The sequence below is a fragment of the Pseudomonas sp. genome (assembly GCF_030684895.1).
GTDB lineage: Bacteria > Pseudomonadota > Gammaproteobacteria > Pseudomonadales > Pseudomonadaceae > Aquipseudomonas.
In genome coordinates, this window is record NZ_JAUXXP010000054.1 from 61,767 (window position 1) to 87,807 (window position 26,041).

A 26,041-nucleotide genomic window follows, 5' to 3' on the forward strand; every position below is an offset into this window, starting at 1 on the left:
CGCGTGCTTAGTGGTGGCGGGGCTTCAGGAGGGCCGGCTTTTCTTCCGGCGCATTGCACAGCAGAAACAGCGCCGTTAGCAGCTCAGGGATCTGCTCAACCATGCTGTCGACCAGGTCGCGATCACGGGCGATCTCGGCGAACTCAGGCTGCTCGTCGAACAGGCCGGAACCGACCATGATCGGCAGCAGCAGCTCGCTGACTTCATCTTCGGCGTCGTCGAACCATACCGACTCACGCAGGAACACCCCTTCCATAAAGCCGATGCACCAGCCGCGCAGGTCGGAATCGTCCGGTTCTTCACCCAGGTCGAGCTCGCAGGGTACGTCGGGTTCATCGTCGCTGGCCAGTTGGCGGGCGATATGACTTTGCAGCTGAATCAGGGTGGCTTCGATCTCTTCGCGCTCGGCATCACTGCGGTAGTGCGGCGCCTCGGAGAACAGCGCGTCAATCCACTCGCGCTCCGGCACTGGCTGTGGGCAGATCGACAGGGCGGTCAGGTAGCCGTGGGCGGCGATGTAGTCCAGTGCCTCTTCATGCAGCTCATCGGCATCGAGGAAGGCTTGCAGGCGGGAGAGTTGCTCGGCGAAGGACATCGGGGGCTACCTTGAAGGAGTAAACGAGGGTCGATTCTAGTCGACCGCAGCCACAGCGGCCATAGCCGCAGGCCACGGGCGGCGAAAATCGGATCAAACTCCGCCATGGCTGCGCGTGCCCAAGCGGCACTTGCGTATAATGCGCGGCTTGTTTCGGAGACCCTTCATGCTCGAGCACGCGCAACGCATCCTCAAAGACGTATTCGGCTACGACAGCTTTCGTGGCCGTCAGGGGGCGATTATCGAGCGCGTGGCCAGTGGCGGCGATGCCCTGGTGCTGATGCCCACCGGTGGCGGCAAGTCGCTGTGTTTTCAGGTGCCGGCCCTGCTGCGCGAAGGCCTGGCGGTGGTGGTGTCGCCGCTGATCGCGCTGATGGATGATCAGGTCGCGACTCTCGACGAGCTGGGCGTGGCCGCGGCGGCACTGAACTCCACGTTGAGCGCCGATGAACAGCGCGAGATCGCCGAGCGGATCAAACGCGGCGAAATCAAGATGCTCTACCTGGCCCCTGAGCGGCTGGTGCAGCCGCGCATGCTGAGCTTTTTGCAGAACCTCGAGATTGCCCTGTTTGCCATCGATGAAGCGCATTGCGTATCGCAATGGGGGCATGATTTCCGGCCGGAATACCTGCAGCTGGGCCAGCTCGCCGAGCTGTTCCCCAACGTGCCGCGCATCGCCCTGACCGCCACGGCGGATATGCGTACGCGCGAGGAAATTGTTCAGCGTCTGCATTTGCAGAATGCCGAGCGTTTTCTGTCGAGCTTCGACCGACCGAATATCTTTTACCGCATCGTACCCAAGGAGCAGCCGCGCAAGCAGTTGCTGAACTTCCTCGCAGCGCGCAAGGGCGATGCTGGCATCGTGTATTGCCTGTCGCGCAAGAAGGTCGAAGAGGTTGCCGCCTTCCTCTCTGAGCAGGGCTTCCCGGCGTTGCCGTACCACGCCGGCCTGGCCAATGAGTTGCGCGCCTATCACCAGAAACGCTTTCTCAATGAGGAAGGGCTGATCATGGTGGCGACCATCGCCTTCGGCATGGGCATCGACAAACCCAACGTGCGTTTTGTCGCCCACCTCGACCTGCCGAAATCCTTGGAAGCCTATTACCAGGAAACCGGTCGCGCCGGCCGTGACGGCCTGCCAGCGGATGCCTGGATGGCCTACGGCCTGCAGGATGTGATTTTCCTCAAGCAGATGCTCAATAACTCCGAGGGTGATGAGCGGCATAAGCGCGTCGAACAGCACAAGCTCGATGCCATGCTCGCACTGTGTGAGGAAACCCGCTGCCGGCGCCAGGCGCTGCTGGCCTATTTCGACGAGGACATGCCGCAGCCCTGCGGCCACTGCGACAACTGCATCGATGGCGTGCAGACCTGGGATGCCACCGAGCCGGCGCGCCAGGCGCTGTCGGCGATCTATCGCACCGGTCAGCGCTATGGCGTGGGGCATCTGGTCGATGTGCTGCTTGGCCGCGACAACGAAAAAATCCGCGGCGTGGGCCATCAGCACCTGGCGGTGTTTGGCATCGGCAAGGCGCTGGCCGAAGGTGAGTGGCGTTCGCTGTTCCGTCAGTTGGTGGCGCGCGGCTTGGCCGATGTCGACCTCGAGGGCTTTGGTGGCCTGCGTCTTTCTGACAGTTGCCGGCCTTTGCTCAAGGGCGAGGTCAGTCTGCAGCTACGCCGCGATCTGAAACCGCAGCAAAGCGCCAAGGCCTCCAGCAGCGCGGCCAGCCAGCTGGTGCGTGGTGAAGAGCGCGGCCAGTGGGAAGCGCTGCGCGCCTTGCGGCGCAAACTGGCGGAAGAGCATGGCGTGCCGCCCTATGTGATTTTCCCGGATGCCACCTTGCTGGAGATGCTGCGCAGCAAACCGAGCACGCTGGCCGAAATGGCGCGGGTCAGTGGTGTCGGCGCGCGCAAGCTGGAGCGTTATGGCGAGGCCTTCCTGGCCGTGCTGGGTGCGGATGATGAAGCGCCGCGCGCGGTGGTCGACTTGTGCCACGAGCTGGTCAGCCTGGCCCGTGCCGGCATGACGCCTGCGCAGATCGCCAGTCAGCTCAGCTGCAGCGAGAAGAATGTCTACGGCCTGCTGGCCGAAGCCATTGGTCGTCAACAGCTGTCCCTGGAGCAGGCGCTGGATGTGCCCGACGCATTGCTGGGTGAAATTCAGGATGCCTTCCTTGATGGCGAGGGCGAGCTGCCGCCGGTAGCAGCGATCAGCGAGCAGTTTGCCGGGCGCGTTGAGCTGGGCATTCTGCATTGCGTGCGAGCGGCGTTGCAGGCGGAATTCGAGGCCTGAGTGAATTCGGTATGACAGCCGGTTGATCTTGTGGCACCGGGTACGAGCGACTAAGGTGTTTTCAGCCACCCAGCTGCAGAGGTTCCGGTGCCGCTTTCCCATGCCTGGTTAGACGATGTTCGCCCCAGCCCCTACGCGGATCAGCTCGCCCTGGGCTTTCGCCTGTTGCGCTTCTCGCGGCCGTTGGAGCAGGAGTATCGCAACTATGTGCGTGACGACACCTTCGATCTCAAACGGATTGCCCTGGGCGTGGGCATTCTGGTGTGGCTGGCCTTTGCCGCGTTCGATTTTGTCCTGATCCAGGCGCCCGAGGTGTGGTGGATGCTGGCCATCCGCCTCGCCGTTTTAGTGTTGCTGTGCCTGTTCGGCGGGTTGCTGATTCAGCGTAAGCACGTTCATTTGTTGCAACCGCTGAGCCTGGTAAGCCTCTTGGCGCTGGGCGCTGCGGCCTCCTTTGTAGTAGGCATTGCCCATCGGGTTGATCCCAGCTACCCCTATGAGGGGCTGTTGCTGGTCTGTATGGCTGCCTACTTTCTGGCGGGGCTACGTCTGATCGAAGCGTTGTGCTGTTCCTTGTTGGTGCTGCTGGTCTACGTCTGCGTCGAGTTGCTGGTGGCCAGTTTGCCGGTGCCTCGGCTGATCAATAACATTCTGTTTCTACTGTTCGGCAACCTGATGGGCGCGGTGGGCTGTTACCTGCTGGAGTTCAAATCGCGCGAGCACTTTCTGATCAGCCGTCTGATGCGCGTATTGGCCGATCACGACAGCCTGACCGGGTTGCACAACCGCCGCAGCTTCAATCGCCAGTTCGAGCGCCTCTGGCGCCAGGCTCAGCGCGAACACCGCAGCCTGGCATTGCTGCTCTGCGATGTTGATCACTTCAAGGCTTACAACGACCATTACGGCCACCAGGCTGGCGATAACGTGTTGCAGCGTATTGGCAGCCTGCTGCAGGACGCCGCGCGGCGCCCGCTGGACATGGCCGTGCGCCTGGGCGGCGAAGAGTTTGCCGTGCTGCTCTACGACATCGGCGAAGCTGAAGCACGGCACCACGGCGAAGCGCTGCGCCAGACGTTGCAGACCCTGAATATCGAACATGCCGGCTCGGATACGGCGAGTATGCTGACCATGTCGATTGGTATTTCCTGCATCCAGCCTGCCGCAGGTGGCGCGCTGGCGCAGCTCTATGAGCATGCAGATCGCGCGCTTTATGAAGCCAAGGCGTTTGGCCGCAATCAGGTCGTGGCCTGAGAATCTATTTACGATCAGCTGCGCGTCGGCCCTGCTGCGTTAAAAACAGGCTCGGAATGCTCATGTACAAAAGTACACTCCGCTTCCTCGCCTGTTTTTGCCTTGCAGGACTCTAGCTCGCAAGATCCTAAAAAGATTCTTGGGGGCGGTGGCCGATTTTGCCGCTGCGCTTGGCGCCTGCGGTGAATGCCCGCAGCGAAGTCGCGGTGCTAGCATCGCTGAGGTTTTTTCCTTGAGTGATTGCTGCGATGGACCGACTGATTCAGGCCAACGGCCAGCCGCATTACGGCATATTTCCCGCAGCGCCGGGGCTGATCAATTACCGCGATTTTGATTTCCGTTCACCCATGGGCCGCAAGCTGGGCGCGTTGGCCAAATGGCGGCGCTTCCATCAGTTCCAGTATTTCGGCCTGATCAGCGATGAGCTGATTGGCGGCTGCGCGCTGGCCAATCTCAGCCTGCTGGGCGTGGGTTTTGTCTATCTGTTCCATCCCGCCAGCGGGCGCATGATCGAGCGCCAGTTCAAGCTGCCGCTGGGCTTTGGCAGCCTGTTCTCGCAGTCCCCGGATCAGGGCGTGTGCGAGCTGCGCAGCGGCGGTAATCTGCTGCGTTTGGAGAACAGTGCTGCCTCGCGGGAAAAACGCCTGTTGGTGGAACTGGATGACGGCACCCGCATCGATGCCTGTTTCTCCGAGGCAGAGCCTGCTTTTCAGCCGATGTGCATCAATACGCCTACTGCGGTCAATGGCTGGGTCTATGCGCAGAAAGTGGCGGGGGTACGTTGCGCGGGGCAGGTGCGCAGCGCGCTGGGGGATTTTGATCTGGCGCAGATCGGCGCATTCGCTCACCACGACTGGTCGGCCGGTTACATGCGGCCTGAAACCCACTGGAACTGGGCTTGCCTGTCCGGTCAAGCAGGTCAACAACGAGTCGGTCTGAACCTGTCCTGTGGGGTTAACGAAAGCAGCTTTACCGAGAACTGCTTCTGGCTGGACGGCGAGTTGCTCAAGGTTGATACCGTGCGCTTTGCCTTTGATCGTGATCAACCGCTAGAACCCTGGGTGATCAACTCCTATGACGGCCAGGTCGAGCTGCGTTTCGAGGGGCGCGGCCTGCACAAGGAGCGGCTGAACGTGGGGCTGCTGGCGAGTAATTTCAAACAGATTTTCGGCCAGTTCACTGGCGTGCTGCGGCCCATTGGCCGACCCGAAGTGCGCATCGACAACCTGTGGGGCTTTGTCGAAGATCAGTATGTAAAGTGGTGAAACGGTTGTAGGCCTTTTGCAGGCTTGCCTCGTTAAAAGGGTTATGGTTAGCTGGCTAATAATTAGTTTTTTATAGTTAAGAGCCGTTGTCCATGTCGCATACCGATCAACACCGTTTTGCCATGCAAGTTGCCCAACTCTCCCGCGCCTGGCGCGCCGAACTGGATCGCCGTCTGGTCGGTCTGGGGCTGTCGCAAGCCCGCTGGCTGGTGCTGCTGCACCTGGGGCGCTTTGCCGAATTGCCGACCCAGCGCGAATTGGCGCAGAGCGTCGGCGTTGAAGGGCCGACCCTGGCGCGCCTGCTCGACAGCCTGGAAGCCCAGGGATTGGTCAGCCGCCAGGCGGTTCCTGAAGACCGTCGCGCGAAGAAAATTGCCCTCAGCCCACAGGCTCGCCCGCTGATTGAAAAGATCGAAGCGATCTCCGCGCAACTGCGCCAGGAAGTCTTTGCTGGCATCGATGAAGACGAATTGCGCCGCTGCCAGAAGGTCCATGCCCAGGTGTTGAGTAACCTGGAAAAACGCTGATGCGTGACGACCTGCAAAGCTTGCAGCAACGCTTCGGCCCGCGTTACCCGCAGTGGCTGCTGGCGCTGCTGATGGTCGGCAGCATGGCCATGGTGTTGGCCTCCACCAGTATCAACGTCGCCCTGCCGGCGATCATGGCGGATTTCGCCATCGGCCGGCCGCTGGCGCAGTGGTTGTCCACCGGTTTCCTCGCCGCCATGACCGCCGGCCTGCTGTTGGCCGCTTGGGCCCAGGCGCGCTTCGGCGCGCGGCGTACGGCGCAATTCGGCCTGCTGCTGTTTATTCTCAGTTCCCTGTTGGCGCTGGTGGCACACTCTGCCTGGCAGCTGATCGCCCTGCGCATCGTGCAGGGGCTGTGCGCGGGCATCGTGCAGCCGTTGGCCATGGTGCTGATCTTCCGGGTATTCGCCGACGGTGGGCGCGGCATGGCGCTGGGCATATATGGCCTGGGGGTGATGCTGGCACCGTCGTTGGGGCCGGGGATTGGCGGTTATCTGGTCGATCATTTCGGCTGGCCGTCGATCTTCTGGATGCCGCTGCCGATGTGTTTGCTGGCCATGCTCGCGGGGCAATGGCTGTTGCCCAGTGAACGTGAGCGCAGCACGCCGCGTCTGGATATCCAGGCCTTTGCCTGGTTGTGTGTGGCGATATTCGCAGCGTTAGGCTTTCTTGCCGAGGCGCAGCGTTTTGCCTGGTCGGCGCCCCGGGTCTGGTTGCCAGGTTGTGTGGCGCTGTTAGCGGGCGCGGTGTTTATTCTGCGCAGCCGCCGCGCCACTCAGCCGCTGCTGCCCCTGGCGTTGTGGCGGCATGCCGGGTTTCGCAGCGCCAGCTGGGTCGCCCTGACCCTGGGGCTGGGTCTGTATGGTTCGACTTACCTGATCCCGCTGTATCTGCAGACCGTCGAAGGCTTTAGCGCCGGGCGTTCGGGGCTGCTGCTGCTGCCGGCCGGGATATTGATGGGCATGGCATCCTTTCTCGGCGGCTGGCTCAGTGATCGGCTGTCTGCCGCCGTGCTGCTGAGTGCCGGTCTACTGATTTTTGCGCTGTCGGCGGCGGGGCTGGCCTGGGTCGAGCAGGGCGCCTCGTTTATCCAGCTGTGTTTCTGGGCCTGCGTCGGGCGCATTGGCCTGGGTGTATTGCTGCCGGCTTTGAGTACCGGCTCACTGGATATCCTCAGCCCCGAGGAACTGGCCCAGGGCGCGGGGGCTATTACCTTCGTGCGTCAGCTAGGCGGCGCATTTGGGGTCAATCTGCTGACCTTCTTTCTGGAGTGGCGACACAGCGCTGAAGGCGGCGATCACGTCGCGGAGATGCTCGCCTTCAAGCAGAGTTTCTGGCTGGTGGCCGGGGTCTTCGCGGTTACGGTGTTGGCGGCCTGGGGCGTCAAATCGACAAGACGCTGACAGCTCAGTGGTAGTGTGACGGAGTTGTCATTTTCTTGACTGCAGGCCTATGCTTGCACCTGTGGTGGCTTTTTGCCAAACGGCGGTTGGCATTTGTCTATTCAGTGCGCCGTAATTATTGCCATGCACCAGCCGGGTTAAACACGGAACGTACTTCCCAAGGCCGCATTTGCCGTCTTCTATACTCTCGCAAGCGCTGGAAGCGCACGTCTTGGACGTGAAGTGGCGAGGGCACAGGGGCGGATTCACCGGGAGCGTTTTTTATGGCAAAGGTTCGTCAATTACTGATTGGTCTGGCATCCAGCTCGGCCCTGTATTCTGGGCTGGTTCCAGCCCTTGGCCTGGGCGAAATCACCCTGCATTCGGCGCTCAGTCAGCCGCTGGATGCCGAAATCGAATTGTTTGATGTGGGCGATCTGACCGCCGCCGACATGCGCGTGCGCCTGGCACCGGCGGAAGTGTTCAGCCGCTCCGGCGTCGACCGTCTGTATTTCTTCAATGACCTGCGTTTTACCCCGTTGCTGCGCGGCGGCAAGAGCGTGATTCGCGTGGTGTCGACCCAGCCGGTGCGTGAGCCTTACCTGAATTTTATCGTCGAAGTGGTGCGGCCCAATGGCCAGTTGTACCGCGAGTACACCGTGCTGCTCGACCCGCCCAGCTCTGCCGCCTACCGCAGCCTGGCTGCACCTGCAACATCTGCCGCGCCCGCAGTCGTCGCCACTACGCCGCGCGTAGCACCGGCCGCGCCTGTGCGTCCGGCGGTAATGCCCGCCGAGCAGCAGGGTAATCGCTACAGCGTGGTCAGCGGCGACAGCCTGTGGAAGATAGCCACGCGGCTGGCCGCCGACGCCGGGCAGGTGACGCCCCAGGCGCTGATGAACGATATCCATGCGCTTAACCCGCAAGCCTTTATCAATGGCGATATCAATCGCCTGCGTGTTGGTGCGCAATTGCTCTTGCCTGACAGCCTCGCCAGTGCTGCACCGGCAGTAGCCGAAGCACCTGTTGCCATAGCGGCTGCGTCAGAGGCTGTAGCTGCCCCAAGTGCTCAGCAGCCGGTTGAACCGCCGGCTGAGCAACTGATTCAGGAGCAGGCCCGCGTCGAGCAGGAACTGGCCAATCAGATTAGCGAGACCCTGCAATTGCAGCAGAGCCTGGCGCAGCTGGGCCTGCAGGTGCAGCAGTTGCAGGAACAGATGGACGCGCGTGATCAGCAGATAGCCGGCCTGCAGGCCGAGTTGGCCGCACGCCGCGCGAGTGCCGAAGCAACAGCAGCGCCTGTGGCGGCAGCCGCGCCGGTTGCAGCGGCATCGGGTAGTAACTGGTTGGCGCTTATCGCCGGTCTGCTGGTGCTGTTACTGGCGGGCGTGGCGGGCCTGTTCTGGCGCAGCAGAAAACCCGTTGAGCCAGCGCCTGTTGCGGTTGCAGCTGCGCTGACCCCCGCCATGCCCAAGGCGCCAAGTGTTGCACCGGCTATAGCAGTCAAACCTGCAGCCGCAGTGGCTCTGAATGTACGTGAGGTGCCGCGCGGCGGACCGGTATGGCCGGCAGCGGGTGAAGATGCGCTGCAAAGTGCCAACGTGTATGTCGCCTATGGTCGTCTGAGTGAAGCCGCCAGTACCTTGCGCAAGGCCTGGGATGCCCAGCCGCAACGCAGTGATATCGGCTTCCGCCTGCTGGAAGTGCTGGCCTTGCTGGGTGATACCCAGGGCTTTATCGCTCATGAAGCATTGGTGCGCGCATCCGGTTTTACCCCGGCGCGGATTGACGAGCTGAAAGCGCGGCATGCCGAGCTGTTCAGCGCGCCACCGGCCAGCCTGCTGGACGATGTGGTGCTGGAGTTGGATGAGGTCGAGGCGCAGCCGCTGGATGAGGCTGCCAATGATGGCCAGCTCAATCTGGACGATATGTCGCTGGACGCTGACTGGGATCTGGTCAGCCCCTTTGCTCCTACTGCGCAGAAAAAACTGGCAGACAAGGCCGAGAGCAGTGCTGCGGCCAAGCGCAAGGGTTCAGATATCTTCGGGCTGTCCGGCAGCCGCGATGCGCGCAGCCCGTTTGCCGAGTCGATGCTGGTGGAGGAAACCTCCAACGATGGCTGGGGCGGTGACGTGCTCGATGTGGAGCTACTGGATGATCTGGATGAGCTGGTCGGTAACCGCGAAAACCTCTCCAAGCTGAATATGGCCCTGGCCTATATCGAGCAGGGCAGCCTGGACAGTGCCTGCCAGATCCTCAATGAAGTGATCAAAGAGGGCGATGAAGAGCAGAAGCAGGAGGCGCGTCAGCTGCTGGCCAAAATCGCCTGATTCAAATGCTGTTGCTCAACGCCCGCTAGCCTGCGCTACGCGGGCGTTTTTCTTCTGCAGAGACAATGCCGCTGCGCGTTATCATCGGCTTTTCATCCGCGGTGAGCCTGCCAATGTCCAACTCCAAAGTCGAAGTGGTCATCACCTACTGCACGCAATGCCAGTGGCTGCTGCGCGCCGCCTGGCTAGCGCAGGAGCTGCTGTCGACCTTTACCGATGATCTGTCCAGGGTTTGCCTGGAGCCCGGAACGGGCGGGGTATTTCGCATCACCTGTGATGGCGTGCAGATCTGGGAGCGCAAGGCCGATGGCGGTTTCCCCGAGGCCAAGGTGCTCAAGCAGCGCTTGCGCGATCATATTGATCCGGCGCGCGATCTGGGCCACAACGACCGCTGAGCGTTGTTGAGGAACGCTTGGATCACTTGGCCATCCGCGCCGAAATAAAGATCGCGCTGACAATCAGCAGGCCGCCGGCGAGCATGCGCAGGGTCGGCACTTCGCTAAACAGTAACCAGGCGAAGGCGATTCCGTAAATCGGCTCCAGGGCGAAAATCACCGCCGTGGTGCGCGCCTTGAGTACCCGCAGGCTGGCGACGAATAGGCTGTGTGCCAGGCCCGTGCAGAAGATCCCGAGCATGGCCATCCACAACCAATCCTGAGCCTGCACGCTGGGCAGCGTCGGCCAGGCCAGCGGCAGGAATACCAACAGCACGGTGAGGTTCTGGTACAGCGCCGCCTGCACTGGCTCGACGCCACGGGTGCTGGCGCGGTTGAGCAGCGACAACAGGGCGAACAGCAGGCCGGACAGCACGGCCCAAAGCAGGCCGCTGGTGGCCGGGCTGCTGAGGTCGAAATCCGGGGTGACCAGCACCAGGCCCAGGCACACCAGTATCACCATGGCGTACTCGATCGGCCGGGTGCGCTCACGGAACAGCAGCCCCTCCAGCAGCACGGTAAAGGCCGGAAAGCTGGCAAAACCGAGGGTGGCGATGGCCACGCCGGAGATATGCACGGCCTCGAAAAAACTCCACCAGTGACCGCCAAGCAGCAAGCCACCGAGGGCCAGCAGGCTGGTCTGACGCAAGCCAAGGCGGACCAGGCGAGCGTTGCTGATCAGCTTAGCGAACAGCAGCAAGGCCGCCACGGCGAACACCGCGCGGCCGGCGGAGATCATCTGCGGGGTGGTGTTGGCCAGCTTGCCGAAGATGCCCGATAGGCCAAACAGCAGAGCACCCAGATGGATGGCCCACAGCGCATTACGTTGATTCATGCCAGGCGCGCGCCGTTGGGTAGCGGTTTGTCGAAATCCTGCCATTCGATGTATTGCATAGGCGACTCCTCGATTCTGCCGGGCAGTCTAGGTGCCTATCTGTGCCCCTGTCTGTCTCAGGAATCGCGGGTTTTGTCGCCAGGCTCTCGTCGATGGGGGCCGGCGAGTAAGTCAGTGCGGCGCAGTTGCCGAGGCGTAACGCCGAGATGCCGCGACAGCGCGGCGCTAAAGGCGCTTTGTGAGCTGTAGCCGACCCGCGCAGCGATCTCGCCAATCGCCAGGTTGCTGCCCTGCAGCAGCTGGCGCGCCAGCTGCAGGCGACGGCTGCACACGTAGTCCATCGGCGTTTGTCCGGTTTCATCAAGAAAGCGGGCGTGAAAACGCGCCGTCGAGAGGCCGGCTAGACGCGCCAGATCGGCCACCTGCAGCGGGTGTGCGGCATGCTGGTCGATATACGCATCCAACACCGCCAGCGGCAGGCGACTGGCTGCATGGGCAGTAATCGCGCCATTGGCCAGGCTGGCCAAGAGCAGGGCGGCGCCTTGTTGGGCAATCACCGGGTCATTGATCGGGCTGGCGGCCAGCCAGCTGACCAGCTGACTCTGCGCGGGACTCAGGCTGACGGCGGCGGGTTTTTCCAGCAAGCGGCGCGTGGCATCCAGATGCCGGCCCAGCTGTTGTTGCAGCCAACCTTCGCAAGGTACGTCGAGCACCAGGCAGTGACTGCCGTCTTTGCTGCCACAGGCGTGCTGCGCAGCGCTAGGCACCACAGCCAGGGTCTGGCGTTTCACCTGGCTGCCTTGGCCGGCCACCTCGAATTCCAGCAGGCCGCTCAGGCCAAACACCAGCTGCGCGTGGTCATGGCTGTGGCTGAGCCGTTCATGGCTGTAGTGACGCAATGAGAGCAGCGAAGACATGGTGGGCTCCTTGATCGGCCAGCCAGTTTATACCCTTTAGGGGCTGTCACCGAATTGCCACGGCGCTGTCATGCACCTTTCACCACGCCTGCGCAGACTCGAGCAAACCCAGCCGGAGGTCGTCCATGACCAGCGCCCAGCTCGCCAAGCCCAGCCGCAAGCAACGTGTCCGTACCCTGTGGATTTCCGATGTGCACCTGGGCACCCGGGATTGTCAGGCCGAACACCTGGCCGCGTTTCTCAAACGCTATCAGACCGACAAGATCTACCTGGTCGGCGACATCATCGACGGCTGGAAGCTGCGCAGCGGGGTGTACTGGCCGCAGTCGCACAGCAACGTGATCCGCCGCCTGCTGACCATGAGCAAGCGCGGCACCGAGGTGATCTACGTCACCGGCAACCATGACGAATTCCTGCGTCGCTACTCCAGCCTGATGCTCGGTAATATCCAGCTGGTCGACGAGGCCGAGCACCTCACTGCCGATGGCCGTCGCCTGCTGGTGATTCACGGTGACCAATTCGATGTGATCACCCGTTATCACCGCTGGCTGGCCTTTCTCGGCGACTCGGCCTATGGCTTCACCCTGACCCTCAACCGCTGGCTGAATTTCTGGCGCAGCCGCTATGGCTATGGCTATTGGTCGCTGTCGGCGTACCTCAAGCACAAGGTCAAGAGCGCGGTGAATTTCATCAGCGACTTTGAAGAGGCCATCGTCCATGAGTGCGCCAAGCGTGGCTTCAATGGCGTGATTTGCGGGCATATCCACCATGCGGAAATCCGCCCGATGGGTGAGGTCGAATACATGAATTGCGGCGACTGGGTGGAGTCCTGCACGGCGCTGATTGAGCACCTGGATGGCAGCATCGAGTTGTATCGCCTGGCCGATGATCAGGCGCGTCAGCTGCAGGCGGCCCCGATTGTGGCTGCCGAGCCGGTCCTGTGAGGATTCTGATCGTCTCTGACGCCTGGTCACCGCAGGTCAATGGTGTGGTCACCAGCCTGCAGGCGTTGATCAGCGAACTGCGGGGTTTGGGGCATCAGGTCAAGCTGCTGTCGCCAGCGGATTTTCGTGCGTTGCCATGCCCCAGTTACCCGGAAATTCCGCTGGCGTGGAACCTCTGGCGGGTTGGCCCGGCGATTCGCGCGTTTCAGCCGGACTGCGTACACCTGGCCACCGAAGGCCCGTTGGGTTGGGCGGCGCGACGCTGGCTAAGCAAACGCGGGCTGGCGTTCTCCAGCGCCATCCATACGCGCTTTCCCGAATACGTGCACACCCGCTGGCCCTGGGTGCCACTGCGCTGGGGGTATGCCTTTCTGCGCGCATTTCATCGGCCCAGCCAGGCGGTGCTGGTGACCACCGAGCGCATGCGTGAGGAGTTTGCCGGCTGGGGCTTCAAACGCCTGGTGCTGTGGCGCAAGGGTGTTGATACGCGGCTGTTTCGCCCTGCCGTAACGCCGCCATGTCTGGCTGAGCCGATCTTTCTGTATGTCGGGCGGATTGCGCCGGAGAAGAATATCGAGGCGTTTCTCGCCCTCGATCTGCCGGGGCAGAAGCATGTAGCCGGCGATGGGCCGCAGCGCGAGGCATTGCAGGCGGCCTATCCGCAGGTGCGTTTTCTCGGCTATCAGCATGGCCAGGCGTTGGCCGAAGTTTTTCAGAACGCCAGCGTGCTGGTGTTCCCCTCGCGTACCGATACCTACGGTTTGGTGATGCTCGAAGCCCTGGCGTGTGGCACACCGGTGGCGGCATTTCCGGTAGCCGGGCCGTTGGATGTGCTGCAGGCGGGCGTTAGCGGGGTCATGCATGAGGACTTGCGCGCGGCCTGTGTGGCGGCCTTGAGCCTGGATCGCGCGCGTTGCGCCGAGTTGGCCGCGCGGCAATCCTGGCGTGCCTCGGCGCTGGAGTTTCTGGCGCAGCAGCCGCTGCTCGATGGTGAGCTGTGCTTGCAGGCCCAGGTGGGCGCTACATGATCACCTTGTCGCGCAGCTTATCGGCTGCCTGACTGAGGGCCTGGATAACCTTTTCCTTGTCGAAGTTCTGGATGCCGTTGGTGTCCAGGTACATGGAAAAGCCGGGTAGTTCGTGCTCGACATAGCTGGAGGTGGCGCCCAGGTCGCGGCGAAAATCCACCACCTGATAGATCTGCACCGGGCGGGTAAAACCCTTGACGTTGATCTGGCCCTTGTCGCGGCACATGATCACGTCCTTGATCAGCGAATAGGTCTCGTGGGAGATCAGGATTTCACCGGATTCGGCGGCACTTTCCAGGCGGCTGGCGAGGTTCACGTCGCGGCCGATGATGGTGTAGTCCATGCGCGTATCGGCGCCGAAGTTGCCCACCGTGCAGTAACCGGTGTTCAGCCCCATGCGAATTTCCAGCGGTTTGGTGATGCCCTGGGCGCGCCACTGCTGGCGTAACACCTTCATATGTTTGCGCATGGCGATGGCCATGGATACGGCATTCACCGCGTCCTTCTTTGCGCCTTTGCTGCTGGGGTCACCAAAGAACACCATCACGCAGTCACCGATGAATTTGTCGATGGTGCCGCCGTATTTCAGGCAGATCTTCGACATTTCATTGAGGTAGGTATTGAGCAGGTCGGTCAGGGCTTCGGCTTCCAGTTCCTCGGACAGCTCGGTAAAGCCCTTGATATCGGAGAAGAACACCGTGAGCTTCTTGCGCTGGGTTTCCAGGCGCACGCTTTTTTTGCCGGTGAAGATCGATTCCCACACCTGCGGTGACAGGTACTTGGCCAGGTTACGCGCCAGGCGTGCGGCTTTTTCCTGTTCGCGGGTGATTTCGCTGCGCACCTGTGCCAGGCGCAGGCCCTGTTGGTGCACGAAGTAGGCGGTGATGCAGATATACAGGGTGGTGAAAAAGATGCTGACCGTTGCCACCAGCGGTGGGGTGTTGAAGTTCGGCTTGACCTGGAACAGCGCTGCACAAAATACCGCGCCGCTCAGGGCAATCAGCGATGCTAGGGCGAGGTGACGTACGCCACCGATGACCAGTGAGCTGAACAGCAGAATCAGCAGCGACATCAGGCTGGGAACCACCGAGAAACCGAGTAGCGCCAGCGCACCGCCAGAGTGCAACGCGTCAATAAATAGCAGGCTGAGGGTGGTGCGTTGCGGATGCTCGCGTTTGAAACGCAGGCTCAGGTGGTGCGCAAGGTGCGGATAGAGCAGGGCGTAGGGCACCATCCAGAGAATGTCGTAGCCGAAATGCTGGGTGTAGGTGCCGGCGGCAATACTGGCGGCGATGGCGATATAGGCCAGGACGCGGGAGTAGTACTCACGCAGCGGTGGCGCGGGCAGTGCGGAAATTCGGGGGGCGCTTTTGACATTCATCCGATGGGACAATCCCTGCTGCTCGTCTGGCGCCTCTGCTGGGCGCCTGGGTGGCGCACCGTGCCGGCTGCGCAAAATAAGCCAGGGATCATAACCAAGCCCACCGCAACCGCCAAGCGCGGCAGCCGAACGGCAGCGCCGTCTGTGCCAGCGGTCGCCGGGGCGGGCTGTTAAAACTTGATGCGCCCGGTAAAGGCATCCTTGAGCATCACCCAATCGCCCATCAGTGAGTAGAGCGGGTAATCGAAGGTGGCGGGGCGGTTTTTCTCGAAAACAAAGTGACCGACCCAGGCAAAGCCATAGCCCAGTAACGGGATGGCCAGCAGCCACAGCCACTGCTGAGTGACCAAGGCATAGCCCAACACGCAGAGCACCAACAGGCTGCCGACATAGTGCAGGCGGCGGCAGGTGGCGTTGCTGTGCTCCTGCAGGTAATAGGGGTAGAACTCGGCGAAGCTGCTGTAGCGTTCGTGGGTTTTAGTGCTCATCGGGGGGGCTCCTCTTATTCTTTTGAGCGCCACCAGGCTTGCGGCTGTGGCGGCTTACTTGCAGTCTAGGTTGACTGACGCGCTGGGCCACTGACATTAGGTGCCAGTTTAGTATCCTTCTGTCGCCCTTTTTGCTGACTGAAAATAAGAAAACGCCATGAGCGAACGCACCACTTCATCCAGTTGGGCCTCGGGCATTGTCGCGGCCCTGGAGCTTGGCGGGGTTGATTGCCACAGTCTGTTTGCCCAGCTGGGCCTCGACTATGCCGCCTTGACCGACCCCGATGCGCGCTTTGCCCAGGACGGCATGACCCGGCTCTGGCACCTGGCCGTGCAGGCCTCCGGTAACCCGGCGATTGGCCTGAATATGGCGAAAATTCTGCGGCCAGCGTCTTTCAACGTGGTGGGCTATGCGGTGATGAGCAGCCGCAATCTGCAGGAAGGTTTTGCCCGCCTAGTGCGTTATCAGCGGATTATTGGCGAGGGCGCCGACCTCAGCTTTCATCCCACTGCGCAGGGTTATGAAATGCTCCTGGCGATTCATGGTGACCGGCTACCGTCAGCACGGCAGAGCGCGGAAGCCTCGCTGGCACATTCATTGGCATTCTGCCGCTGGCTGACCGGCAAGCCGCTGCGTCCGCGGCTGGTTAGCCTGATGGGGCCGGCTCCGGAGGATCTGGCGCCTTATGAGGACGTATTCCAGTGCCCGCTGAAATTCAACGCCGAGCACTATGCCTTGCTGTTCGAGCGGGCCGATCTGGATGCACCGCTGCCGTCGGCCAACGAGGCGCTGGCGCAGCTGCATGACCGGTTTGCCGGTGATTACCTGGCGCGCTTTACCGGTACGCGGGTGACCCATCAGGTGCGGCAGGTGTTATGCCGCCTGCTGCCTCAGGGCGAGCCCAAGCGGGAAACTGTGGCGCAGGCGTTGCTACTGTCCGAGCGCACCTTGCAGCGGCGTTTGCAGGATGAAGGCACCAGCTACCAGCACCTGCTGGATGACACGCGCCGCGAGCTGGCCGGTCAGTATCTGGGCCAGGCCAACCTGACCTTGCTGGAAATTTCCTACTTGCTGGGCTTTTCCGACCCGAGCAACTTCTTCCGCGCCTTCCGCCGCTGGTTTGACACCACGCCGGGTGAGTACCGAGCGCGCTTGTAGCAGCGCGCTTAGTGTCGCCAGAACGCCGGCAGCATCAGTACCAATACCGTCAGGATCTCCAGGCGCCCCAGCAGCATGCCGAAGGTTAGCAGCCATTTTGCGGTGTCCGGCAGACTGGAGAAGTTACCTGCCGGGCCGATGATCGGGCCCATGCCGGGGCCGACGCCGGAGACGGTGCTGGCCGCACCGCTGAGTGCGGTGATCCAGTCCAGCCCACAAAGCGTCAGGCCTAGGGCCAGCACGGCAATGGTGATGGTGAAGAAGAACGAGAAGGTCAGAATCGAGCGGACGATGTCTTCATCCAGGTGATGGCGGTTGTACTGCTGCTTGATCACCGCGCGCGGATGGATCAGCTGCATCAGGTTGGCCCTGAGCAGCACGTAGGCGACCTGGAAGCGGAAGATCTTCAAGCCGCCCGCCGTCGAGCCCGAGCAGCCGCCGATAAACCCCAGGTAGAAGAACAGCATGCCGGCAAAGCCGCCCCACAGCGTGTAATCGCCGAGGGCAAAGCCGGTGGTGGTCATGATCGAGGTGGTGTTGAACGCCACGTGGCGAATGGCTTCCAGCCAGTGCAGTTCGGTGCTCAGGTAATACCAGGTGCCAAGCAGCAGCCAGGTGCTCAGCAAAATGCCGAGAAAGCCGCGTACCTGCTGGTCCCTGATCAACGCCTTGTAGTTGCCGCGCAACATTGAGGCAAACAGCACAAACGGCACGCTGCCGAGAATCATCAGCACGATGGTGACCCAATGCACGGCCGGCTCGGTCCATTTACCGACTGATTGGTCCGAGGTGGAAAAGCCACCGGTGGCGATGGCCGACATGGTGTGGTTGATCGCATCAAACAGCCCCATGCCCGCCGTCCACAGCGCCAGGCAGCCGAGCAGGCTGATGCCCAGGTAGGCCGCGATCATGTACTTGGCGACCATGTGCGAGCGCGGCATGATCTTTTCGGAGCGGTCCGAGGATTCGGTCTGGAACAGGCGCATACCACCGATACGCAGCATCGGCAGAATCGCCACAGCCATGGCGATAAAGCCGATCCCGCCGAGCCAGTGCAGCAGCGAACGCCAGATCAGAATGCCCGGCGACATGCTATCCAACCCGCTCAGCACCGTGGCGCCGGTGGCGGTGATGCCCGATATGCTTTCAAACACCGCGTCGGTCATGCCCACATGCAGGGAAAACATAAACGGCAGCGAGGCGAAAAGGCCCACCAGTACCCAGCTGGACACCGTCAGCAGGTACATGTCACGTGGGCGCAATTGCACATCTTTGGGCCGGCCCTGGGCAATCATCGCGATGCCGGCGATAAAGGTGATCAGGCTGGACCAGAGAAAAGCGTTGAGTTCGTTAGGCCGCGCAAACAGCACCAGGGTCAGCATGGGCACGGCCATGCTGACCGCCAAGGTCAGCAGAAAAATGCCATTGATAAACGCGATGATCCGTAAGGTCGGCCAAGCCATCTAAGCGGGTTCCGTTGCATAAGTAGCAAGAGTCTAGGTTGTCGGGTTGGCTTATCGCCGGGCCGATTTCACTCAATGGCGCCAGAATGCCCGAGTGACCAATACCAGTACGGTGAGAATTTCCAGGCGTCCGAGCAGCATGCCGATGGTCAGCAGCCATTTGGCGGCATCCGGCAGGCTGGAGAAATTACCCGCCGGGCCGATGATCGGACCCAGGCCTGGACCCACGTTACACACTGCGGTCGCCGCGCCGGTCAGCGCGGTTACCCAATCCAGGCCAAGCAAGGTCAGGCCGAGGGCAATCACGCCGATGGTGATGGTGAAGAAGAACGAAAAGGTGATCAGCGAGCGGACAATTTCTTCATCGAGGTTATGGTTGTTGTACTGCTGCTTGATCACCGCACGCGGGTGCACCAGTTGCTGCAGGTTGGCCCGCAACAGCACATAGGCCACCTGAAAGCGAAAGATCTTCAATCCGCCGGAAGTGGACCCCGAGCAGCCGCCGACAAAGGTCAGGTAGAAGAACAGCAGCACGGCGAAACTGCCCCAGGTGGTGTAGTCGCCCAGTGCATAGCCGGTGGTGGTGACCACTGAGGTGACATTCACCGCGACGATGCGAAACGCATCCAGCCAACTGTTATCCGAGTGCAGCCACAGCCAGGTGCCGAACACCAGCCAGGTGGCCAGCAGAAAGCCAATAAAACCGCGTACCTGGTGGTCCTTGTAAAGCGCTTTGCGGTTACCGCGCAGGGTGGCGACATACAGGGTAAAGGGCAGGCCGCCGAAGATCATCAGTATCACCGCGACCCAGTGCACGGCTGGCTGGTTCCAGTTGGCCAGGGATGAGTCCGAGGTCGAGTAGCCGCCGGTGGAGATCGAGGTCATCGCATGGTTGATTGCATCGAAGGGCGTCATGCCGGCGAGCCAGTAGCCAAGAAAGCCGCTAAGGGTCAGGCCCAGGTAGATAAACAGGATGTATTTGGCCGCCATATGCGAGCGTGGCATGACCTTCTCGCCCCAGTCGGAGGATTCGGTCTGGAACAGGCGCATGCCGCCGACGCGCAGCAGCGGCAGAATCGCCACCGCCATGCCGATAAAGCCGATGCCGCCCAGCCATTGCAGCATCGAGCGCCAGATCAGCAGGCCAGGGGAGGCGTGGTCCAGGCCCGATAGCACGGTTGAGCCGGTGGTGGTAACGCCGGACATGGTCTCGAAGAAGGCGTCGGTGTAGCTGATGTGGTGAATCAGCACCATCGGCAGGGCGGCGAAGATGCACACCACCAGCCAACTGCCGGTGGTCAGCAGGTACATGTCGCGCGGGCGCAGCTGCGCGTCCTTGGGTCGTCCGGGAATGACCATGGCAATACCCGCAGCGGCGGTCACCAGGCTGGACCAGAGAAAGGCGTTGAGGTCGTCGGTGCGCGAATACAGCAGCAGCGTCAGCATGGGGATCAACATGCTGGCGGCCAGGGTGATCAGGAAGATGCCGAGAATAAAAGCAATGATGCGCAGTGTCGGCAATGACATGGATTCGGCTCGGGCTCTGGGACAAAGGGGCGTCATTCTACGCGTGCTGCAGCCACTGTACAGCCACTGTCCAGCCGCCGTAATGCGTGCTTTACAAGCGCTTGGCGCAGCATAGAATAGCCGCCTGGTGCCGGCCCTTACCGGTTTCTGAGCCCGCCAAATCATGTCTGATAGCAATCCTTGTCTAAGCTGTGGCGCCTGCTGCGCGCATTTTCGTGTGTCATTTTTCTGGGGTGAGTGCCAATCGGCGGGTGGTGTGGTGCCCGATGATCGGGTGGTGCTAATCACCCCGCACCGGGTCGCCATGCGCGGCACGGAGCACAAACCCACACGCTGCACGGCCCTGCTCGGTGAAGTCGGCCAGGGTGTGCGTTGCACCTTATATGAGCAGCGCTCCAGCACTTGCCGCGAGTTCGAAGCCTCCTGGGTCAACGGCGAGCACAACCCGCATTGCGATGCGGCGCGCAGCGCACACGGCTTGCCGCCGTTGATGCCGCCGGTATTGCCGAGCATTTCGCCAGAACGGGTGGCTTGAGAAACGCTACGCATTGCCCGTCAGCGGCGCTCAGGCACTAGAATGGCCACCTGTTTCAATTGCCGAGGTGGCTGATGGACGCTCTTGATGCGTTGCTAAACCGTGTTTCCGCGCCGCGCCTGACTGCGCCGGCTCCTGATGCTGCGCAGCGTGAGCTGTTGTTTCGCGCGGCCTTGCGTGCGCCTGACCATGGCCAGCTGCGGCCCTGGCGTTTTCTTACCGTTGAAGGCGATGCGCTGACGCAGCTGGGTGAGCTGTTCGCCAGCGTACTGCCCGCCGATGCCAGCCCCGAAGCCTTGACCAAGGCGCGCGCCATGCCGCTGCGGGCGCCGTTGCTGGTGGTGGTGATTGCCCGTGTACAGGCCAGCCCGAAAGTACCGGCGCAGGAGCAGGTGTTGGCCGCTGGCTGCGCCGCCCACGGCATTCTCCTGGCTGCCCACGCGCAAGGCATTGGTGCGGTCTGGCGCACTGGTGATATGGCCTACAACCCGCAGGTTGCCGCCGGCTTGGGCCTGAGCGCGGATGAGCAGGTGATTGCCTACCTCTACCTTGGCACCCCAGAGCGTGAATTGCGCGCGGTGCCGCAGGTGCAGGTCGGTGACTTTGTCAGGGCTTGGCCTGCGCCTGATTCGGCGGAGTAAGCGGCAGGCGCAGGGTGGCGACAAAGCCGCCTTGCGCATGATTGCTCAGCTCCAGCTGGCCGCCATGCCGCTCGGTGGCACGGCGGGCAATGGCCAAGCCCAGGCCGTGACCGCTGCTGGTCTGCCCGGGGGCGCGGTAGAAGGGTTCGCCAAGGCGTGCCAGCAGCTCAGGCGCAACGCCTGGGCCGTGGTCACGCACACTTAGGCATAGCTGCTCGGCGTCTGTCCTGGCCGTCAGCTCGATGGCCTGGCCAGCCGGGTTGAAACGCAGGGCGTTGCGCAGCAGGTTATCCAGCGCGCGTTGCAGCATGTCCGGCCAGCCGTTGAACTGCAGGTCGCTTTGCAGCTGAATCATGAGCTGTTGCTCCGGCGCGTCCAGGCGCGCGTCATCCTGCAACTTGTGCAGCAGCTCGCCGAGGTTGATCGGCTGCGCCGCGCCCGGCTCTGCATCGAGGCGGGCGAGGGCGAGGATTTCACTGATCAGCGCCTCCAGGCGGTCGCACTCCTGGCTCAAGCGCGGCCAGTATTTTTCCCGTTCGGCAGCATCGGCGCGCTCGGTCAGCGCCAGGGCGATACGCAGGCGCGCCAGCGGGGAACGCAGTTCATGGGACACATCGCGCAGCAACTGGCGCTGGCTGCTGATCAGGCCCTGCACACGCTCGCCCATGCGGTTGAAATCAGCCGCCAGCACGCCGAGTTCATCACGCCGTTCGGCCAATTTGGCCAGGCTGTTCTGTTGATAGGCGGTTTGCCCTAGGTCATGCACGGCGCCGCGTAGGCGATTCAGCGGACGGGTGATGGACAGCGTCAGCCAGAGGCTGAACAGGGTCAGTACCAGCATGGCGATACCCAATGCGCTCAGCGGCCAGAGCAGGCTTTCGCGCTGCCAGGCAGCGACCTCGGGGTTCGGAATGCGGTAGATAAACAAGTAGGTTTCGCCGCTGTGCGGGCTGGTGTAATCGACACTCAGGCGGCGCCAGGGCAGGCGTTTTTCATTGCGATGACGGGCCTCAAAGGCCGCTGCGCGGGGCGGGAAGGTGCCTTTGACCACGGCTTGGCCACTGTCATCAAGCACCTGTACGTCAATACGGAACTCGCGTTTTCGATTTTCCAGGAGGTCTTGGGCGGCACGTGGGCCTTGTTGTTCGTAACGCTGGGTCCACGCCTGGGCAAGGTTTTCCATGCCGGGATGCTGGCTGAGCAACCAGGCGTCCTGATTGAGCATGCGCCCAAGCAGCATGGACAGCCCGGCAACCAGGGCAATAGCCAGCCAGAAGCTGGCAAAGATGCGCCAGAACAGTGACCGCACGGTGGCTCCTTTTGGTAACGGCTGCAGTGGAAATGCGTACGCCCATCAGGCTGCAAAGCCTGATGGGCGTAAAGGCAACAGTGCCTGATTTAGTTCTTTTTCGCCTGCTCGGCTTGCCAGGCTTTGAATGCCTGACGTTCCGCGCGACGCTCTTGCATCTTCTTCTGGTGCTCGTCGAAGGCTTTCTGCTGCTCGGGCTTGAGCAGGGCGCGGATGGCGCTGTGCTGTTTGTCCTTGGCAGCTTGCAATTCGTCCTGCATGGCTTTCTGTTCAGCCGCCGGCAGCTTGTCCAGGTAGCGCTTGGTGATGTCATGGCGGCCTTTCATCTGCTCGCCCATCAGCTGACGGATTTCGCGGTGCTGCTCTTTGCTCAGATCGAGCTCTTTGAACATGCGCGAGCCATGTTCACCATGATGGCCGCCGCCGTGCCGTGGGCCGTCTTCCGGCATGGCCATAGCCAGGGTCGGCAGGGTCAGGGCGAGCAGTACTGCGGTAAGGGTCTTGCGCATGGTGTGTCTCCTTGTCTGAAACCGGTAAGCACCGGATGAGCCCAGTCTAGGGCGGTCAAGGTCAAGGGCCGTCAGGTCAAGGTAAAGCTTGGGTAAAGAGCGCTGTGCGGCTGATTTACACAGCGACTGCTCAGACGCTGTAGTAGTAGCCGCGGCTACGTAAGGCAAGAATGCGCTGGCGGCCATCGGCGTGTGGGCCGAGCTTTTTGCGCAGGTTGCTGACGTGCATATCCAGGCTGCGGTCATACAGGGTCAGTTTGCGGCCGAGGGCCAGTTGTGCCAGTTCCTGTTTATCCACCGGCTCGCCAGGCTGTTGCAGCAGGGCTTCGAGGATGCGGCTTTCCGAGAGGGTCAGCAGCACTTCCTGTTCGCCCAGGGTCACGGTGCCGCGCGCCTGGCTGTAATGCAGGTCGCCGAGATCGAGCGGGCTGCTGGGCGTTGCCGGCAGGCTGCGGCGCAAGACGGCGCGCAGGCGTGCGGTGAGTTCACGGGGATCGCAGGGTTTGGCCAGGTAATCGTCGGCGCCCAACTCCAGGCCGAGAATCCGGTCCAACGGTTCGCCGCGCGCTGAAAGCATCAGCACCGGCAGTTCCGGGTGATCGCTGCGCAATTGCTTGAGCAGTTCCAGGCCGCTGCCGTCGGGCAGCATCACGTCCAGCACCACCGCATCTGGGCTGTGCTTGGCGAGGGCGTTGCGCGCGCTGAGGCCATCATGGCAGGCGCTGACCTGAAAGCCTTCTTGGCTCAGCCAACTGGTCAGCAGTTCGCAGAGTTCGACGTCGTCGTCGATTAACAGCAGATCACTCATGGGTCAGTTGAGCCACTCGCTGCGCGAGCGACGACCACGGCGCAGCAGGGCGCCGATAATCACCCCGAGCAAACCGGCGCCGGCGCCCGTGGCAAACCACATCTGCTGTTCGCTGATCAGTGGCTGCGGTGCGCTGGCCTGGGCTTTTTTCAGCTGCTGTTTGAGGCGCTGGTTTTCCTGGCGCAGGCGCTGCAGTTGTACGGTGTCACGTTCGTTGCTGCTGTTTTGCAATTCAGCGCTAAGGGCTTCGCGCTGTTCTTCGCTGAGCGCCAGGCGCTGCTCCAGTTCATCGATCTGCGTCTGCGCCGAGGTGGCCTGCGTCAATGGCAGCGGCGGGCTTTCCTCGGCCTGGGTGACGGCCGGCAAGCACAGGGTCAAGAGCAGAAACAGCGGGCCTGGACGCATCGGAACTCCTATCTTTGTAATTGTTGTTATGGGTTATTCAGCGAGGGATTGGCTCAAGGCAAGACCAGTTTGAAAGGTTTTACCAGCACCGAGGCATACACCCCGGCGGCGCGGTAAGGGTCGGCATCGGCCCATTGTTGTGCGGCCAGTAGCGATTCGAACTCGGCGACGATCAGGCTGCCGGAAAAGCCCGCTGGACCTGGGTCATTGCTGTCGACGGCCGGGTGCGGGCCGGCGAGGATCAAGCGGCCTTCAGTTTTCAGTTGCTCCAGGCGTGCAAGGTGCGCCGGGCGGGCATTCAGACGGCTTTCCAGGGAGTTCTGCACATCGGTGGCAATGATCGCGTAGAGCATTTCAATCCTTAATAAGGTCGTCGGCGCAGGCCGCTGCCAGGGGAGAAAAGCAGCCTGTTCAGGCAAAGTCGAGGAAATATTGGCGCAAGCCAGCAAGAATCCACATCTGGCGGCATAATAACAAACATAAATGACTCGGAAAGCGCCCTTATGGATGTTGATTTGCATTGCCACAGCACCGCTTCTGATGGCGCCCTTGCGCCAGCTGTGGTGGTGGCGCGGGCGTTTGAGCGCGGTGTGCGTGTGCTGGCGCTGACCGATCACGACACCCTCGATGGCCTCGACGAGGCTGGCGCCGCAGCGCAGGCGCTGGGCATGCAACTGGTCAATGGCGTCGAACTGTCCTGCACCTGGGGTGGTGCGACTATTCACGTCTTGGGCTATGCCTTCAACCGCGATGCACCGGCCTTGCAGCAGGCGATTGCTGAACTGCACGAGGGCCGCTGGCTGCGCGCCGCGGAAATCAGCAAACGCCTGGAAGCTAAAGGTATGCCGGGCGCTTTGGAAGGCGCGCGGGCCATGCAGCAGGAATTGGGCGACAGCGGCAATGCCCCGGCGCGCCCGCACTTTGCCGACTTTCTGGTGCGCAGCGGTTATGTCAAAGACCGCGCCGAAGCGTTTCGCAAGTGGCTGGGCTCGGGCAAGTTGGGTGATGTCAAACAGCACTGGCCAGAGTTGGCTCAGGCAGTGGATACCCTGCGCCGCGCGGGTGCCTGGGTCAGTCTGGCGCATCCCTGGCAGTACGACTTTACTCGCAGTAAACGACGCAAGTTGATTGCCGATTTTGTCGGTGCTGGCGGGCATTCACTGGAAGTAGTCAACGGTATGCAGCCAGCCGAACAGGTTGGCAGTCTGGCGATTCTGGCGAGGGAGTTCGGCATGTTTGTCACCGCAGGCAGTGATTTCCACGCGCCAGGCCAGTGGTCTGAGCTGGGCGTCTATCGTCCGGTGCCCGAGGATCTACCGCCCCTGTGGGCACGGTTTCAACATGTCCAGCAGCCTACTGCAATTTGACCAGGAACCGAGCGTGAGCCAATTCTTCCAGATTCATCCGGAAAACCCGCAAGCGCGCCTGATCAAACAGGCCGTGGAGATTATCCGCAACGGTGGGGTGGTGATCTATCCGACCGATTCCTCCTATGCCGTCGGCTGCCACATCGGCGACAAGAACGCGGTGGAGCGCATCCGCCGCCTGCGTCAGCTGGACGATAAACACAATTTCACCCTGGTATGCCGCGACCTGTCGCAGCTCAGCACCTTTGCCAAGGTCGATACCGCCGCCTTCCGCCTGCTTAAGAGTCATACCCCGGGGCCTTACACCTTTATCCTCAACGCCACCCGTGAAGTGCCGCGCATGCTGCTGCATGCCAAGCGCCGCACCATCGGTCTGCGTGTGCCCAGCCATCCGATTGCCATGGCCTTGCTGGCCGAGCTGGATGAGCCGTTGATGAGCGTGACCTTGATTCTGCCGGGTGACACGCTGCCGATGAGCGACCCTTACGAGATGCGTCAGATCCTTGAACATCAGGTCGATTTGATCATCGATGGCGGTTTTGGCGGGCTGGAAGCCTCCACCGTGGTCAGCCTGCTTAACGATGAGCCCGAGGTGTTCCGAGTGGGTTGCGGTGATCCGTCGCCTTTTACGAATGACATCTGATCCTG

General features: G+C 61.9%; 26 protein-coding genes. 14 read left to right on the forward strand and 12 right to left on the reverse strand.

All coding sequences use genetic code 11. The features are described 5' to 3' along the window. Positions 1-7: 7 nt before the first annotated feature. On the reverse strand, positions 8-595 hold the full coding sequence (locus tag Q8M42_RS12195) for a YecA family protein (RefSeq protein ID WP_304869978.1): 588 nt from the start codon (positions 593-595) through the stop codon (positions 8-10). Between the two features lie 166 nt (positions 596-761). On the opposite strand from Q8M42_RS12195, the gene recQ reads away from it, so the two are divergent. From recQ to Q8M42_RS12230, 7 genes are all read left to right on the forward strand, one after another. Next, a complete protein-coding gene (recQ, locus tag Q8M42_RS12200) occupies positions 762-2,888 on the forward strand; it encodes a DNA helicase RecQ (protein ID WP_304869977.1) in 2,127 nt (708 codons plus the stop codon). An 87-nt stretch (positions 2,889-2,975) separates the two neighbouring features. After that, positions 2,976-4,139, forward strand: coding sequence for a diguanylate cyclase (locus Q8M42_RS12205; RefSeq protein ID WP_304869975.1), 1,164 nt, complete (start codon positions 2,976-2,978; stop codon positions 4,137-4,139). Positions 4,140-4,387: 248 nt separating this feature from the next. Next, the gene (locus Q8M42_RS12210) at positions 4,388-5,404 is read left to right on the forward strand and encodes a DUF2804 domain-containing protein (protein ID WP_304869973.1); all 1,017 of its coding nucleotides are present in this window, start codon (positions 4,388-4,390) and stop codon (positions 5,402-5,404) included. Between the two features lie 92 nt (positions 5,405-5,496). Continuing rightward, positions 5,497-5,931, forward strand: coding sequence for a MarR family transcriptional regulator (locus tag Q8M42_RS12215; protein ID WP_090248226.1), 435 nt, complete (start codon positions 5,497-5,499; stop codon positions 5,929-5,931). Further along, the gene (locus tag Q8M42_RS12220; RefSeq protein WP_304869970.1) at positions 5,931-7,334 is read left to right on the forward strand and encodes a DHA2 family efflux MFS transporter permease subunit; all 1,404 of its coding nucleotides are present in this window, start codon (positions 5,931-5,933) and stop codon (positions 7,332-7,334) included. Before Q8M42_RS12215 ends, Q8M42_RS12220 begins: the two co-directional genes overlap by 1 nt. Before the next feature lie 263 nt (positions 7,335-7,597). After that, positions 7,598-9,643, forward strand: coding sequence for a FimV/HubP family polar landmark protein (locus Q8M42_RS12225; protein WP_304869968.1), 2,046 nt, complete (start codon positions 7,598-7,600; stop codon positions 9,641-9,643). 113 nt (positions 9,644-9,756) lie between these two features. Further along, positions 9,757-10,038: a SelT/SelW/SelH family protein gene (locus Q8M42_RS12230; RefSeq protein ID WP_304869966.1), complete on the forward strand. Its 282-nt coding sequence runs from the start codon at positions 9,757-9,759 to the stop codon at positions 10,036-10,038. Between the two features lie 22 nt (positions 10,039-10,060). Here the strand turns inward: Q8M42_RS12230 and Q8M42_RS12235 are convergent, their stop codons facing one another. Together Q8M42_RS12235 and Q8M42_RS12240 are read right to left on the reverse strand one after the other, a co-directional pair. Continuing rightward, positions 10,061-10,912: a DMT family transporter gene (locus tag Q8M42_RS12235; RefSeq protein WP_304869964.1), complete on the reverse strand. Its 852-nt coding sequence runs from the start codon at positions 10,910-10,912 to the stop codon at positions 10,061-10,063. A gap of 116 nt (positions 10,913-11,028) precedes the next feature. Next, positions 11,029-11,829, reverse strand: coding sequence for an AraC family transcriptional regulator (locus tag Q8M42_RS12240; RefSeq protein WP_304869962.1), 801 nt, complete (start codon positions 11,827-11,829; stop codon positions 11,029-11,031). Positions 11,830-11,954: 125 nt separating this feature from the next. Between Q8M42_RS12240 and Q8M42_RS12245 the strand changes: the two genes are divergently transcribed. Together Q8M42_RS12245 and Q8M42_RS12250 are read left to right on the forward strand one after the other, a co-directional pair. After that, complete coding sequence (locus tag Q8M42_RS12245; protein ID WP_304869960.1) at positions 11,955-12,773, forward strand: UDP-2,3-diacylglucosamine diphosphatase; 819 nt, start codon at positions 11,955-11,957, stop codon at positions 12,771-12,773. Continuing rightward, the gene (locus Q8M42_RS12250; protein WP_304869958.1) at positions 12,770-13,801 is read left to right on the forward strand and encodes a glycosyltransferase family 1 protein; all 1,032 of its coding nucleotides are present in this window, start codon (positions 12,770-12,772) and stop codon (positions 13,799-13,801) included. Before Q8M42_RS12245 ends, Q8M42_RS12250 begins: the two co-directional genes overlap by 4 nt. Here the strand turns inward: Q8M42_RS12250 and Q8M42_RS12255 are convergent. Both Q8M42_RS12255 and Q8M42_RS12260 read right to left on the reverse strand, forming a co-directional pair. Beyond that, a complete protein-coding gene (locus tag Q8M42_RS12255; protein ID WP_304869956.1) occupies positions 13,794-15,182 on the reverse strand; it encodes an adenylate/guanylate cyclase domain-containing protein in 1,389 nt (462 codons plus the stop codon). The genes Q8M42_RS12250 and Q8M42_RS12255 overlap by 8 nt on opposite strands. Before the next feature lie 170 nt (positions 15,183-15,352). After that, positions 15,353-15,670 carry an Mpo1-like protein gene (locus tag Q8M42_RS12260; RefSeq protein ID WP_304869954.1) on the reverse strand — a complete coding sequence of 106 codons (318 nt, stop codon included), beginning with the start codon at positions 15,668-15,670 and terminating at the stop codon, positions 15,353-15,355. A 157-nt stretch (positions 15,671-15,827) separates the two neighbouring features. Here Q8M42_RS12260 and Q8M42_RS12265 point away from each other — a divergent pair, with 157 nt between their 5' ends. Beyond that, positions 15,828-16,829 (forward strand): AraC family transcriptional regulator, encoded by a 1,002-nt coding sequence (locus Q8M42_RS12265; RefSeq protein WP_304869952.1) that lies wholly within the window; start codon positions 15,828-15,830, stop codon positions 16,827-16,829. 8 nt (positions 16,830-16,837) lie between these two features. Here the strand turns inward: Q8M42_RS12265 and Q8M42_RS12270 are convergent, their stop codons facing one another. Both Q8M42_RS12270 and Q8M42_RS12275 read right to left on the reverse strand, forming a co-directional pair. Further along, positions 16,838-18,292 (reverse strand): TrkH family potassium uptake protein, encoded by a 1,455-nt coding sequence (locus Q8M42_RS12270; protein WP_304869950.1) that lies wholly within the window; start codon positions 18,290-18,292, stop codon positions 16,838-16,840. Positions 18,293-18,364: 72 nt separating this feature from the next. Continuing rightward, positions 18,365-19,819 (reverse strand): TrkH family potassium uptake protein, encoded by a 1,455-nt coding sequence (locus Q8M42_RS12275; protein WP_304869949.1) that lies wholly within the window; start codon positions 19,817-19,819, stop codon positions 18,365-18,367. Positions 19,820-19,982: 163 nt separating this feature from the next. Between Q8M42_RS12275 and Q8M42_RS12280 the strand changes: the two genes are divergently transcribed. Further along, positions 19,983-20,354: a YkgJ family cysteine cluster protein gene (locus Q8M42_RS12280; RefSeq protein WP_304869948.1), complete on the forward strand. Its 372-nt coding sequence runs from the start codon at positions 19,983-19,985 to the stop codon at positions 20,352-20,354. 74 nt (positions 20,355-20,428) lie between these two features. After that, complete coding sequence (locus Q8M42_RS12285; RefSeq protein ID WP_304869946.1) at positions 20,429-20,995, forward strand: nitroreductase family protein; 567 nt, start codon at positions 20,429-20,431, stop codon at positions 20,993-20,995. Here the strand turns inward: Q8M42_RS12285 and Q8M42_RS12290 are convergent. From Q8M42_RS12290 to Q8M42_RS12310, 5 genes are all read right to left on the reverse strand, one after another. After that, positions 20,961-22,304, reverse strand: a complete 1,344-nt coding sequence (locus Q8M42_RS12290) for a HAMP domain-containing sensor histidine kinase (protein WP_304869944.1) — start codon at positions 22,302-22,304, stop codon at positions 20,961-20,963. The two genes, Q8M42_RS12285 and Q8M42_RS12290, sit on opposite strands and share 35 nt — an antisense overlap. A gap of 89 nt (positions 22,305-22,393) precedes the next feature. Beyond that, positions 22,394-22,813, reverse strand: a complete 420-nt coding sequence (locus Q8M42_RS12295; protein WP_304869942.1) for a Spy/CpxP family protein refolding chaperone — start codon at positions 22,811-22,813, stop codon at positions 22,394-22,396. Positions 22,814-22,943: 130 nt separating this feature from the next. After that, a complete protein-coding gene (locus Q8M42_RS12300) occupies positions 22,944-23,621 on the reverse strand; it encodes a response regulator transcription factor (protein WP_304869940.1) in 678 nt (225 codons plus the stop codon). Between the two features lie 3 nt (positions 23,622-23,624). Then, positions 23,625-24,026 carry a translation initiation factor 2 gene (locus Q8M42_RS12305; protein ID WP_304869938.1) on the reverse strand — a complete coding sequence of 134 codons (402 nt, stop codon included), beginning with the start codon at positions 24,024-24,026 and terminating at the stop codon, positions 23,625-23,627. A gap of 53 nt (positions 24,027-24,079) precedes the next feature. Further along, positions 24,080-24,379 (reverse strand): YciI family protein, encoded by a 300-nt coding sequence (locus tag Q8M42_RS12310; RefSeq protein WP_304869936.1) that lies wholly within the window; start codon positions 24,377-24,379, stop codon positions 24,080-24,082. A 150-nt stretch (positions 24,380-24,529) separates the two neighbouring features. On the opposite strand from Q8M42_RS12310, the gene Q8M42_RS12315 reads away from it, so the two are divergent. Together Q8M42_RS12315 and Q8M42_RS12320 are read left to right on the forward strand one after the other, a co-directional pair. Beyond that, positions 24,530-25,393: a PHP domain-containing protein gene (locus Q8M42_RS12315; protein WP_304869934.1), complete on the forward strand. Its 864-nt coding sequence runs from the start codon at positions 24,530-24,532 to the stop codon at positions 25,391-25,393. Positions 25,394-25,406: 13 nt separating this feature from the next. Then, positions 25,407-26,036 (forward strand): L-threonylcarbamoyladenylate synthase, encoded by a 630-nt coding sequence (locus tag Q8M42_RS12320; RefSeq protein WP_304869932.1) that lies wholly within the window; start codon positions 25,407-25,409, stop codon positions 26,034-26,036. The last annotated feature ends 5 nt before the right edge of the window (positions 26,037-26,041 follow it).